General features: G+C 72.6%; 10 protein-coding genes and 1 riboswitch. Of the genes, 7 read left to right on the forward strand and 3 right to left on the reverse strand.

The window, feature by feature from the left end:
• Positions 1–38: 38 nt before the first annotated feature.
• A complete protein-coding gene (mfd, locus tag ACH5A8_RS18150; RefSeq protein WP_399003035.1) occupies positions 39–3593 on the forward strand; it encodes a transcription-repair coupling factor in 3555 nt (1184 codons plus the stop codon).
• Positions 3594–3791: 198 nt separating this feature from the next.
• Entirely contained in the window at positions 3792–4619 is an 828-nt protein-coding gene (locus ACH5A8_RS18155) for an HNH endonuclease family protein (RefSeq protein WP_399003037.1), read from the forward strand.
• Positions 4620–4766: 147 nt separating this feature from the next.
• On the opposite strand, the gene ACH5A8_RS18160 is transcribed toward ACH5A8_RS18155, so the two are convergent.
• From ACH5A8_RS18160 to ACH5A8_RS18170, 3 genes are all read right to left on the reverse strand, one after another.
• Positions 4767–5210 carry a hypothetical protein gene (locus tag ACH5A8_RS18160; RefSeq protein WP_399003039.1) on the reverse strand — a complete coding sequence of 148 codons (444 nt, stop codon included), beginning with the start codon at positions 5208–5210 and terminating at the stop codon, positions 4767–4769.
• 213 nt (positions 5211–5423) lie between these two features.
• Positions 5424–5786 (reverse strand): hypothetical protein, encoded by a 363-nt coding sequence (locus ACH5A8_RS18165; RefSeq protein WP_399003041.1) that lies wholly within the window; start codon positions 5784–5786, stop codon positions 5424–5426.
• A gap of 64 nt (positions 5787–5850) precedes the next feature.
• Positions 5851–6564: a hypothetical protein gene (locus tag ACH5A8_RS18170; RefSeq protein WP_399003043.1), complete on the reverse strand. Its 714-nt coding sequence runs from the start codon at positions 6562–6564 to the stop codon at positions 5851–5853.
• A gap of 413 nt (positions 6565–6977) precedes the next feature.
• Between ACH5A8_RS18170 and ACH5A8_RS18175 the strand changes: the two genes are divergently transcribed.
• The 5 genes from ACH5A8_RS18175 to ACH5A8_RS18195 all read left to right on the forward strand — a co-directional run bounded on the left by ACH5A8_RS18175 (position 6978) and on the right by ACH5A8_RS18195 (position 12629).
• The gene (locus ACH5A8_RS18175) at positions 6978–7808 is read left to right on the forward strand and encodes a glycoside hydrolase domain-containing protein (RefSeq protein ID WP_399003045.1); all 831 of its coding nucleotides are present in this window, start codon (positions 6978–6980) and stop codon (positions 7806–7808) included.
• A 181-nt stretch (positions 7809–7989) separates the two neighbouring features.
• Positions 7990–8622 (forward strand): SurA N-terminal domain-containing protein, encoded by a 633-nt coding sequence (locus ACH5A8_RS18180; protein WP_399003047.1) that lies wholly within the window; start codon positions 7990–7992, stop codon positions 8620–8622.
• Between the two features lie 113 nt (positions 8623–8735).
• Entirely contained in the window at positions 8736–9713 is a 978-nt protein-coding gene (locus ACH5A8_RS18185) for a nucleoside triphosphate pyrophosphohydrolase (protein ID WP_399003049.1), read from the forward strand.
• Between the two features lie 219 nt (positions 9714–9932).
• A complete protein-coding gene (locus ACH5A8_RS18190; protein WP_399003051.1) occupies positions 9933–11333 on the forward strand; it encodes a cytochrome P450 in 1401 nt (466 codons plus the stop codon).
• A 159-nt stretch (positions 11334–11492) separates the two neighbouring features.
• Complete coding sequence (locus ACH5A8_RS18195) at positions 11493–12629, forward strand: transglycosylase family protein (RefSeq protein WP_399003053.1); 1137 nt, start codon at positions 11493–11495, stop codon at positions 12627–12629.
• 182 nt (positions 12630–12811) lie between these two features.
• A riboswitch (cyclic di-AMP (ydaO/yuaA leader) is annotated at positions 12812–12978 on the forward strand.
• The last annotated feature ends 2 nt before the right edge of the window (positions 12979–12980 follow it).

The following is a 12980-nucleotide window of genomic DNA, read 5'->3' on the forward strand; positions in this document are numbered from 1 at the left end:
TCCACATCAGCCCTGTCACCCCGGACGGAAGCCCCGCCATGAGCCTGCACGGTCTGCTCGACGCCGTCGTCAAGGATCCCGCCCTCGCGGAAGCGATCACCGCCGCGGCGGACGGCAACCGCACGCACGTCGACGTGGTCGGGCCGCCCGCGGCCCGGCCCTTCGCGATCGCCGCCCTCGCCCGCGAGTCCGGCCGCCCCGTCCTCGCCGTGACGGCGACCGGGCGGGAGGCCGAGGACCTGGCCGCGGCCCTGCGCTCGCTGCTGCCGCCGGAGGGCGTCGTCGAGTACCCCTCCTGGGAGACGCTGCCGCACGAACGGCTCAGCCCCCGCAGCGACACCGTGGGCCGTCGTCTCGCCGTGCTGCGCCGCCTCGCCCACCCGCGCGCCGACGACCCGGAGACCGGCCCGGTCTCCGTCGTCGTCGCGCCCGTGCGCTCCGTGCTCCAGCCGCAGGTCAAGGGGCTCGGCGACCTGGAACCGGTGGCCCTGCGCACCGGCCAGAGCGCCGACCTGAACGAGGTGGTGGAGGCTTTGGCCGCCGCCGCGTACGCGCGCGTGGAACTGGTCGAGAAGCGCGGCGAGTTCGCCGTGCGCGGCGGCATCCTCGACGTGTTCCCGCCCACCGAGGAACACCCCCTGCGCATCGAGTTCTGGGGCGACGACGTCGAGGAGATCCGCTACTTCAAGGTCGCCGACCAGCGCTCCCTGGAAGTCGCCGAGCACGGCCTGTGGGCCCCGCCCTGCCGTGAGCTGCTGCTCACCGACGACGTCCGCGGCCGGGCCCGCGCCCTGGCCGAGCAGCACCCGGAACTCGGCGAACTGCTCGGCAAGATCGCCGAGGGCATCGCCGTCGAGGGCATGGAGTCCCTCGCCCCCGTCCTCGTCGACGACATGGAGCTGCTGCTCGACGTGCTGCCCAAGGGCGCGATGGCGCTCGTGTGCGACCCCGAGCGGGTGCGCACCCGTGCCGCCGACCTGGTGGCGACCTCGCAGGAGTTCCTCCAGGCGTCCTGGGCCGCCACCGCCGGCGGTGGCGAGGCGCCCATCGACGTCGGCGCGGCCTCCCTGTGGTCCATCGCCGACGTCCGGGACCGGGCGCGCGAGCTGGACATGATGTGGTGGTCCGTCTCGCCGTTCGCCGCCGAGGAGAGCGCGGACGACGGCGACACCCTCAAGCTGGGCATGCACGCGCCCGACACCTACCGCGGCGACACCGCCAAGGCGCTCGCCGACACCAAGGGCTGGCTCGCCGACGGCTGGCGCACCGTCTACGTGACCGAGGGCCACGGCCCGGCCGCCCGCACGGTGGAGGTGCTCGGCGCGGAGGGCATCGCCGCCCGCCTCGCCGTCACCGACGGCCGCACCGGCGACCTCGGCGAACTGACCCCGTCGGTGGTGCACGTGGCCTGCGGCTGCGTCGACACCGGATTCGTCGACCCCGTCCTCAAGCTGGCCGTGCTCACCGAGACCGACCTGTCCGGCCAGCGCACCGCGAGCCGCGACGGCGCCCGGATGCCGGCCCGCCGCCGCAAGACCATCGACCCGCTCACCCTGGAGTCGGGCGACTACATCGTCCACGAGCAGCACGGCGTGGGCCGCTACATCGAGATGGCGCAGCGCACCGTGCAGGGCGCCACCCGCGAGTACCTGGTGGTGGAGTACGCCCCCGCCAAGCGCGGCCAGCCCGGCGACCGCCTCTACATCCCCACCGACCAGCTGGAGCAGATCACCAAGTACGTCGGCGGCGAGGCGCCCACCCTGCACCGGCTCGGCGGCGCCGACTGGACCAAGACCAAGGCGCGCGCGAAGAAGGCGGTCAAGGAGATCGCCGCCGACCTGATCAAGCTGTACTCCGCCCGCATGGCGGCCCCCGGCCACACCTTCGGCCCCGACACGCCCTGGCAGCGCGAGCTGGAGGACGCCTTCCCCTACGCGGAGACGCCCGACCAGCTGACCACCATCGCCGAGGTCAAGGAGGACATGGAGAAGTCGGTCCCGATGGACCGGCTGATCTGCGGCGACGTCGGCTACGGCAAGACCGAGATCGCGGTCCGCGCCGCCTTCAAGGCCGTCCAGGACGGCAAGCAGGTCGCCGTCCTGGTCCCCACCACCCTGCTGGTGCAGCAGCACTTCGGGACGTTCTCCGAGCGCTACGCCCAGTTCCCGGTGAACGTGAAGGCGCTCTCCCGCTTCCAGACCGAGACCGAGGCCAAGGCCGTCCTGGAGGGCCTGAGCGAGGGCTCGGTGGACGTCGTCATCGGCACCCACCGCCTGTTCTCCTCCCAGACCAAGTTCAAGGACCTCGGCCTGGTCATCGTCGACGAGGAGCAGCGCTTCGGCGTCGAGCACAAGGAGCAGCTGAAGAAGCTGCGCGCCAATGTCGACGTGCTCACCATGTCCGCCACGCCGATCCCCAGAACCCTGGAGATGGCGGTCACCGGCATCCGCGAGATGTCCACCATCACCACCCCGCCCGAGGAGCGCCACCCGGTGCTCACCTTCGTCGGGCCCTACGAGGAGAAGCAGATCGGCGCGGCCGTCCGCCGCGAACTGCTGCGCGAGGGCCAGGTCTTCTACATCCACAACCGGGTGGAGTCCATCGACCGGGCCGCCGCCCGGCTGCGCGAGATCGTCCCCGAGGCGCGGATCGCCATCGCCCACGGCCAGATGTCCGAACAGGCCCTGGAGCAGGTGGTCGTGGACTTCTGGGAGAAGAAGTTCGACGTGCTGGTCTCCACGACGATCGTCGAGTCCGGCATCGATATCTCCAACGCCAACACCCTCATCGTGGAGCGCGGCGACAACTTCGGCCTCTCCCAGCTGCACCAGCTGCGCGGCCGCGTCGGACGCGGCAGGGAGCGCGGCTACGCCTACTTCCTCTACCCGCCGGAGAAGCCGCTCACGGAGACCGCCCACGAGCGCCTGGCCACCATCGCCCAGCACACCGAGATGGGCGCGGGCATGTACGTGGCGATGAAGGACCTGGAGATCCGCGGCGCCGGCAACCTGCTGGGCGGCGAGCAGTCCGGGCACATCGCGGGCGTCGGCTTCGACCTGTACGTCCGGATGGTCGGCGAGGCCGTCGCCGACTACCGGCGGCAGCTGGAGACGGGCGGCGTCGAGGAGGAGCCGCCGCTCGAGGTCAAGATCGAGCTGCCCGTCGACGCGCACGTCCCGCACGACTACGCGCCCGGCGAGCGGCTGCGCCTGCAGGCCTACCGCTCCATCGCCGCCGCGAACTCCGAGGAGGACGTCAAGGCCGTCCGCGAGGAACTCACCGACCGCTACGGCAAGTTGCCCGAGCCGGTGGAGAACCTGCTGCTGGTGGCGGGACTGCGCATGCTGGCCCGCGCGTGCGGGGTCGGCGAGATCGTCCTCCAGGGCAACAACATCCGTTTCGCGCCGGTGGAGTTGCGCGAGTCGCAGGAGCTGCGCCTCAAGCGCCTCTACCCGGGCACGGTCATCAAGCCGGCCGTCCATCAGGTCCTCGTCCCCCGCCCCAAGACGGCGAAGGTCGGCGGCAAGCCGCTGGTCGGCCGCGAACTGCTCGGCTGGGTGGGCGAGTTCCTGGCCTCCGTCCTGGGGTCGTAGCGTGGGGGAGGGGGCGCGGGCGGCCGATCGCCCGCGCCCCCCGCGGTGTCGTACGGAACACCGGCGATACACCCCATCTGCTCCTTTTGCCTCTTCGCGCCCCAAGTGGGCCGTACTTGCTCCTGGTTACGGTGGGCACAGGAAAGACAGGCCCGCACGCACCAGGGACGGTGGGTCCGCGAAGGCGAGGGAGGGTTCATGGGCGTAGAGGTGTGCCATGGCCGCGAGGAACAGGTGGGGCGCCGCGGAGCACGGCGCCCCCTGGTGCGCACCGGGCTCGCGGTGTGCGCCGCGGCGGCCCTGGTCGCCGGCTGCGAGGGCGGCGTCGACGACGCCGGCGGTTCCGCGGGAAGCGGGGTGCGCGGCGGCGCGCCGGCGCCCGCCTCGGACGGGCACGCCGTCAGCCCGCTGAAGAACCCGGACGGGACGAGACCGGGACTCGCGCCCCTGACGAGCGACGCCGACAAGGCCGCGGCCCGCAAGCTCATCGCGACCGTGGCGACGAAGGGCCGCGGCCCGAAGACCGGGTACGACCGGGACGAGTTCGGTTACGCCTGGATGGACACCGCCGACGGCGTCCCGTACGCGCACAACGGCTGCGACACCCGCAACGACCTGCTCAAGCGCGACGGCCAGAAGGTCGCCTTCCGCAAGGGTTCCAACTGCGTGGTCACCTCGATGACCCTGGCCGACCCGTACACGGGACGGACGATCCAGTGGACCAAGGCGCACGCCACGACCGTCCAGATAGACCACGTGATGCCGCTGTCCTACGACTGGCAGATGGGCGCCGCGCACTGGACGAAGGACAAGCGCGAGCAGATCGCCAACGATCCGCTGAACCTGATCCCCGTGGACGGCCCCGCCAACGGCGCCAAGAGCGACTCGGGCCCGGCGACCTGGCTGCCGCCGAGCAAGGGCATCCGGTGCGCGTACAGCGTGCGCTTCGCCCAGGTGTCGCTGAAGTACAAGCTGCCGGTGACGACCGCGGACAAGCGGATGATGCTGGAGCAGTGCGGCGGCTGACGGGCTGAGCCGGACCGGTCCGGGGTGAGCCGGACCGGACCGAGCCAGGGCCGGGAGGCGGCTTGGAACGGACCGGGCCGGGAGGCGGCTTGGAACGGACCGGGCCGGGAGGCGGCTTGGAACGGACCGGGCCGGGAGGCGGCCCGGTCAGACCGTCGCCGGCAGTTCCGCGACGAACCGCGGGCCGTCCGAGCGGTGCTGGACGGGGAAGGTGAGCTTCAGCCCCTTCTCCTGGCCCGCCACCGCCAGCCGCGTCACGTACTGCAGCCCCAGGAACGCCTTCTTCGAGTCACCCGCCGACACGTACGCCAGCGGCAGGTCCAGCACGACCGCGCCCGGCCGGCCCCCGCGGTTGCCGTCGAGGAACAGCACCCGACGGTCGGTCAGCGCGAGGTACATCGGGCGGGGCGTGACGGTCGCGACGACCGTCCCGGCGCTGAGCGCGCCGACCACGGCGGCGGTGACCGCGCGCCTGCGCAGGGAGACGGATCCGACGCCGGCCAGACTGGTCAGCCGCACCTGCTCGCCCGGGGCGAGCAGGGGAGCGACGGCGTCCAGCAGCTGACGGGCGCGTCGGGAGTTGAGAGCCATGGGAATACCTCCAGGGCAGGGCAGGGCAGAGCAGGGCGGGAGACGGGTACGGGAGAGCGGTGAAGCGGGAAGGGCGGAGAAGGCGGGAGGGAAGGTGACCGTCGGATCCCGCGCGCACAAGCCCGTGCCCGACGCCCGTACCGGCTCGGGTCGCCCTCGTACGGCCGTCCGTGCGGACAGCCGTACGACCGGCTCCGAGTGTCCGGGCCGGACTCAGCGGCCGTACGGGTAGCCGTACGGCCCCTGCGGCGCCGCGCCGTAGGGCGCCGGGGCGACCGGGGGCGTGCGCCGGTCGAACATGGCGAACAGCAGCATCAGCGCCGCGGCCAGCATGACCGTGATGAAGACCAGACCGAGGATCGCGTCGTCGGGGCCCTCGTCGGGCATGACGGCGATCCACGTCACCATCACGCCGTCGAACAGCGCGAACGACGCGAACGCGCCCCAGTCCGAGCCGCGGCCCCGGCGGATCGCCACGTACAGGAACGGCACCCACACCAGCAGGCCCAGCGAGGCCCATGCCAGGACCGACCAGGCGATCCGCTGGAACCAGCCGGCCTCCAGCCGCTTGTCCATCTCTACCCCCCAAGGCAGTGCAGGGGGCAAGGTTAAGCCACCGGGCGGTGCGCGCGGATGCCGGTCAGGCCGCCTCGCGCAGGGAAGCGACGATGCGCCGCGTCAGCTTCGTCGCGCTGGCCGCGCCGTTGTCGTGACCGGCCGTCGACATCACGCTGACGACGTCGGTGCCGACGCGGGCGGCGACGAGGGTGGTGCCGTTGCCCCAGGCGCTGTCGGTCAGGGTGAGCGTGTAGGCGGCGTCGCCCAGGGCGGGGGTGGAGCGGCCGGTGACCGTCACCTTCGAGTGCGTGTCGGCGTCCGGGAAGCCCGTGCAGGCCGCGGCCGTCCTCGCCAGGTCCGCCAGCACGTCGCCCGCCGTGGTGCCCCGGTAGGCGTCGATCTCCTGGCCGATGTCCTCGGAGGTGTCCTTGTCGACGTAGTCGTTCTGCGCGAAGGAGCCCCCGTCGATCCCCGTGATGCCGATCCAGCCGGTGCCGTTCAGCCGGGTGCAGTCGCGCTTGGCCGTCGGGGCCGTCGACGGGGGCGCGTAGGTGTCGCCGGAGTCCCTGGCCGCGCTCGGGTCGACGGCGAAGCCGGCGCCGAAGTACGACGCCGGGGCGAGCGCCTGCTTCAACCGGGTGCCGGTGAGCAGACCGGCGTCCGGGTCCTTCGGCGCGCCCTTGGCCGGGGCCGTGCCGGACGCGGCCGGGCTGTCCCCGGAGGATCCGCAGGCCGCCAGTAGCAGGGGGAGCGCGGCGACGGCCAGGACGCGGGCGGCGCGGGACGGGATGTGCATGTGAGTCCTTCGAACGAGCCAGGGTGGCCAGCGGACCCTATGACGTCCGGCGATCGCACAGCTCACGCACAGGTCAGGACATGATCAACACTCGGTCAAGACCGGCGGGCCGACGACCCGGCGCCGCATCCGGGATCGGCGCGCCGACGGATTTTGCCGTTGCTTGGGCGAACCATGTGATGATCACGAGATTCCGTTTCCCGTACGCGGGGGCGGCGTCGGTTACCGTGCGATCCGCTCCGGGCGCCGGCGGCCGTTGTCACCGGACCGGCCGCACGCGCCGGAGCAGGGGGATCCGGAACGCTTTTCCGGCGGACGCACACCACCGGACCACCGGTGTGCGCCGCTCCGACACGCACGCGCGCACACCGGAGTGTCCGCTCGCGCGCGTACGCACAGAACTAGGGGTGGGGATGGCCGAGCACCGGCAGTCCAAGAAGCGCAGATACATCACGTGGGCGGTGGCCGGGGCCGCCGTCCTCGCCGGCGGCGGGATAGCCGCGCAGACCTCGATGGCCGCGACCACCTGGCCCGCGCAGAAGACGTTCACCGGCCGCGCCTTCGACACCTGCACCGCGCCGTCGCTGAACGCCATGAAGGCCTGGCGCACCGACAAGTACTACGGCGCCGCGGCCGTCTACGTCGGCGGCAAGAACCGCGGCTGCAACCAGCCCAACCTCACCGCCTCCTGGGTGAAGTCCGTCAGCGCGCAGGGCTGGAAGCTGGTCCCGATCTACGTCGGCGCCCAGCCGCCGTGCCAGACCGGCTCCAGCCCGGAGAAGATCAGCGCCTCCACCGCCACCTCCCTCGGCACCGCCGACGCCAAGGACGCCGTGGCCAAGGCCGCCGCGCTCGGCATGAAGGCCGGCAGCGCGATCTACCTCGACATGGAGCCGTACGACACGACGAACAAGTCGTGCAACGACGCCGTGCTCGCCTATGTGCGCTCCTTCGACAAGGAACTGCGCGCCAAGACCTACCGCGCCGGCTACTACGGCTTCACCAGCTCCAGCGCCAAGGCCATCGCCACCGCGAGCAACAAGACCGACCTGCCCGGCAACCTCTGGTACGCCCTGTGGGACGGCAAGGAGAGCGTCACCTCCGACTGGCCCTGGGGCGCCTCCCAGTTCACCGACCACAGCCGCGCCCACCAGTACAAGGTGAACAGCAAGGAGACCCGCGGCGGCTACACCCTCACCGTCGACCGCGACTGGTGGGACGCCCCCGTGGCGATCACGGGCTGACACCCGCGCCGGCGCCCGGCCGCCCGCCACCCGGAGGAGAAGCGGACCGGAGGCGGGCGGCGGTGCCCGAAGTCGCCGTGAATCGTTGGTCCAATGGCTTGGCCGGAGCCCGGCCGCTGCCTACCATCGATCACCGCAAGACTTTGTGCACCGCCGCACAAACTCTCCTCGGGAGGTTTCCTTGCACCGCCGCCGTCGCACCGCGCTCGTCCTGTCCGCCGCGATCGCCGCGGCGGCCCCTCTCCTGACCGCCTGCGGCAGCGACGCGCATCCGGGCGCCGCGGCCGTGGTGGGCGGACAGCGGATCACCGTCGCGCAGTTGCAGAGCCGGGTGGACGAGGTGCGCCGGGCGCAGCGCGCCGCGGTGCCCGACGAGACGCAGTACGAGCAGGCCGTCGCCCGCACCGGCACCCTCTCCCGGGACACCCTGCACCAGATGGTGCTCGACCGGGTGCTGGAGCGCGCCGCCCGGGACGCGGGCGTCACCGTCACCCGCCACGAGGTCCAGCGGCTGCGCGCCGGCCTGGAGCAGCAGGCGGGCGGCGCCCAGGCGCTGGAGACGGCCTGGCTGCAGCAGTACGGGGTGGCGCCGCAGCGCCTCGACGACAACCTCCGCCTCCAGGTCGAGGCCCAGAAGCTGGCCACGAAGCTGCACACCGACACCTCCCAGCCGGCCTTCTGGCAGGCCCTGTCCACCGCCTCCGGCGAACTGGACGTCGACCTCAACCCGCGCTACGGCGCCTGGGACGTCCGAAAGGGCGGCGTCGAGGCGAAGTCGCCGTGGCTGCGCGAGGTCACGTCGGCGGGGGCGTGACGGACGTACGACGCGACGGACGGCCTGTGGAAAACCCGTGACCCCGGACCCCGCGAGCGGGCCGGCGTGTGGACGACTCGGGGGGCCTCGGCGCGGTGGGCTACGTTCGAAGGGTGAACACCACCGCCCACGGCACCGAAGCCGCCCCCGGCCGCATCGTCCTGCTCACCACCAGCCACCGGGTCGCCCCCGGGCTGCTGTCCTGGCCCGCCTGGCAGGCGCTGCACGCCGCCGACCGGGTGCTGTGCGCGGACGGGGCGCACCCGCAGCTGCCGTACCTGCGTGAGGCGGGCGTCGCCGTGGCCGAGGCGGCGCCGACCGCCGAGGAACTGGTCGGCGCCTGCGCAGGCGGCCGCACGGTCGTGGTGGTGGCCACCGGCGAGGGCGAGCCGGCCCTCACCGACGGCCTCGCCCGCCTCGCCGGCTCCGGCCGGGTGAGCATGCCCGAACTGGAACTGCTCCCCGCCTCCTACGACCTGCCCGGCGCCCGCCTGCTCGACCTGGTGCAGGTCATGGACCGGATCCGCGCCGAGTGCCCCTGGTCGTCCCGCCAGACCCACGAGGGCCTGGCCAAGTACGCCATCGAGGAGGCGTACGAACTGGTCGAGTCCATCGAGGACGGCGACCGCGAGGAGCTGCGCGAGGAGCTCGGGGACGTCCTGCTCCAGGTCGTCTTCCACGCCCGTATCGCCGAGGAGGACGCCGAGGAGCCCTTCTCGATCGACGACGTGGCCGGCGGCATCGTCGCCAAGCTGATCCACCGCCACCCGCACGTCTTCGGCGACGAGAGCGCGACGACGCCGGAGGAGGTGAAGGAGCACTGGCTGCGCACCAAGGCCGAGGAGAAGCGCCGCGCCTCCGTGACGGACGGCGTCCCCCTCGGCCAGCCGGGCCTGGCCCTGGCCGCCAAGCTCTCCTCCCGCGCCCGCACGGCGGGCCTGAACGTCCCCCTGCCGAAGACGGAAGGCGTCGGCTACGAACTCCTGACCCTGGCCGCCGAGGCCGAGGCGCGGGGAGTGGACCCGGAAGCGGCCCTGAGAGCGGCGGCCCGGACATACCGGGACGCCATCCGAAAAGCAGAACAAGTCTGACCTCCAGCCCCCAAGCCTCCAGGACCTCCCGGGGCCCGAGGGCCCGAGGGGCGCGGACTGCGCGCCCAGCCCCCACCCTCCCGCGGAGAACGACGCCCCCCAGGGGGTCTGGGGGACACCCCCCAGGTCCGGGACGGGAAGGGGAGGCGGGGACGACCTCCCCCCAGGCGCCCCCTTGGCGCCCCTTCCCCCCGCACCCCCACGACTAGGGTCACCCCCATGCAGGACCAGCCACCCACCACCCCACCCGCACCCGCCACCCCACCGGGCCCCGCACCCGCCACCCCACCGGCACCGGCACCCCCGACCCCACCCGCAGCCCAAGAGGCACCCGCCCTCTTCACCTGGGACTTCGCGACCAACCCCTACCCCGCCTACGCCTGGCTCCGCGAACACGCTCCCGTACACCGCACCCGCCTCCCCAGCGGAGTGGACGCCTGGCTGGTCACCCGCCACACCGACGCGAAAGCGGCCCTCGCCGACCCCCGCCTCTCCAAGAACCCCGCCCACCACGACGAACCGGCCCACGCCAAGGGCAAGACCGGCATCCCCGGCGAGCGCAAGGCCGAGCTGATGACCCATCTGCTCAACATCGACCCGCCGGACCACACCCGTCTGCGCCGCCTGGTCAGCAAGGCCTTCACCCCCCGCCGCGTCGCCGAGTTCGCCCCCCGCGTCCAGCAGCTGACCGACGTCCTCATCGACCGCTTCGCCGAACGCGGCGGCGCCGACCTCATCCACGAGTTCGCCTTCCCGCTGCCCATCTACGCCATCTGCGACCTGCTCGGCGTCCCCCGCGAGGACCAGGACGACTTCCGCGACTGGGCGGGCATGATGATCCGCCACGGCAAGGGCCCCCGGGGCGGAGTGGCCCGCTCGGTCAAGAAGATGCGCGGCTATCTCGCCGACCTCATCCACCGGAAGCGGCTGGCGCTCCCCGCCGAGCCCACCCCCGGCGAGGACCTGATCTCCGCCCTCATCCGCGCCTCCGACCACGGCGAGCACCTCACCGAGAACGAGGTCGCCGCCATGGCGTTCATCCTCCTGTTCGCCGGCTTCGAGACCACCGTCAACCTCATCGGCAACGGCGTCCACGCGCTGCTCACCCACCCCGGCCAGCGCGACCGGCTGCAGCGGTCCCTCGCCGCCGGGGAGCGCGGCCTGCTGGAGACCGGGGTGGAGGAACTGCTGCGCTACGACGGCCCGGTGGAGATGGCCACCTGGCGGTTCGCCACCCGGCCGCTCACCCTCGGCGGGCAGGACATCGCCGTCGGCGACCCGGTGCTCGTGGTGCTCGCCGCCGCCGACCGGGACCCGGAGCGGTTCGCCGATCCGGACACCCTCGACCTCGCCCGCCGGGACAACCAGCATCTGGGCTACGGCCACGGCATCCACTACTGCCTCGGCGCCCCGCTCGCCCGTCTGGAGGGCCAGACCGCGCTGGCCACCCTCCTCACCCGGCTCCCGGACCTCGGCCTCGACGCCGACCCGGCGGAGCTGCGCTGGCGCGGCGGACTCATCATGCGCGGACTGCGGACCCTTCCCGTGCGTTTCACCCCGGCCCCGGCCGGTGACGCGGAGCCGGCCGGGGCCGGCACGGGTCCTTCCACGACTCCGTGACGAACGCAAAGCTGACACACGCTCAACTATGTGATCTTCACGTGATCTGTGTGGCATTAACTTGTGACAAGTGATCGGTAGCGGCTACCTTCACGCATCAGCGCGGCGGGCGGCTACCGGTCGCCGCGCGGTCACCGTCGTCGCGCGAAAGGTCTCCGCATGCTCTCCGGGAACGGTCGTCACCGTCGCCCCCGCCAGGCTCCGGCCCTCCTCGTCGCCGCCGGGGTCACCGGCTCCGCCATCGCCATCCCGCTCGTCGCCGCCTCGGGCGCCAGTGCGGCCGACGGCACCACGTGGGACAAGGTGGCGCAGTGCGAGACCGGCGGCTCCTGGAGCGCCGACAACGGCAACGGCTACTACGGCGGCCTGCTGCTGACCCAGGACGACTGGGAGAAGTACGGGGGCCTCTCGTACGCCGCCAGCGCCGACCAGGCCAGCCGGTCCCAGCAGATAGCCGTGGCCGAGAAGATCCTCGCCGACCGGGGCCCGGGCGTCTGGCCCACCTGCGCGCTGCTCGCCGGGCTCACCAAGGACTCCGGCGCCGCGGACGTCGACACGGGCGTGGGCGGCTCGCAGGACTCCTCCACCGCCCCGGAGAGCGGCGGGACGGACGCCGGCAAGTCGACCGGTTCGACGGGTTCGTCCAGTTCGACCGGAACCTCCCGTTCGGCCGACGCCGGTGACCCCGGCCCGTCCGACTCGTCACAGGGTTCGGGCAAGTCGACCGGTTCGTCCGGTTCTTCGGCCGACCAGGACGGCGCGTCCGGCACGCCCTCCGACGCGAAGCACGCGGCGGGCTCGTCGGACGAATCCACCACGAAGCACTCGGATTCCCCCTCTTCGTCCACCAAGAAGGACGACTCGGCCAAGTCCGACACATCCCCCGGCGCCGGCGCTCCGGGCGCGTCGCCCTCGACGGATGCCGGCGGCTACGGCGACTCGGGCTACGCGGACAACTCCCGTCAGGCCGTCGGCTCTTCGGCCCTCGTCGACACCGGGGCGCTGGGCGGCGGCCGGCACCGCGGCGGCAGCGCCGCCGAGGACCCCGCCGGCGTCCCCGCGACCGTCGCGGGCGGCAAGCACGCCTCCCGGGCCGACGGCGTCACGACCGACACGGTCGGCGGCTCCTACGTCGTCCGTTCCGGCGACTCCCTGGCCTCCATCGCCGACTCCCTTGACGTGGACGGCGGATGGCACGCGCTGTACGCCGCCAACAAGAGCGCGATCGGCTCCGACCCGGACCGCATCGTCGCCGGTCAGAGCCTGGATGTCCCTACCGAAAACGCCCAGAAGTAGGGCGAGTTCGCGTCACACTTCGCACTGAATGTCCCTTTCGGTGAAAGTGTGGGATGAGTCTCAGAAGCCCTGATCGTCTTTGAAATTCGCTCGATCGCGTGTCTACGGTCATGACCGCTCGTCACCGCGAGCCCCGGCTGCCGCAACGCCGAATCCTGCCAGCGGCCGTACGGGAACAGTCGTCGCGTCATGCGCCGCAGGCAGGAGCGGGGGACCCAAGGTAAGTCGCCGCGCCGGGCAGCAGACCGGAGCGGCTGGGGGTGAAGCCGTGCCTCATCGAGGGCACGGCCGGGCAACTCAACCGGCCCGAACCCGACAGCTCACCTCGCAGGCGTCGGTGAGGGGATCCAT

This window comes from Streptomyces sp. NPDC018610, assembly GCF_044391765.1.
Lineage (GTDB): Bacteria > Actinomycetota > Actinomycetes > Streptomycetales > Streptomycetaceae > Streptomyces.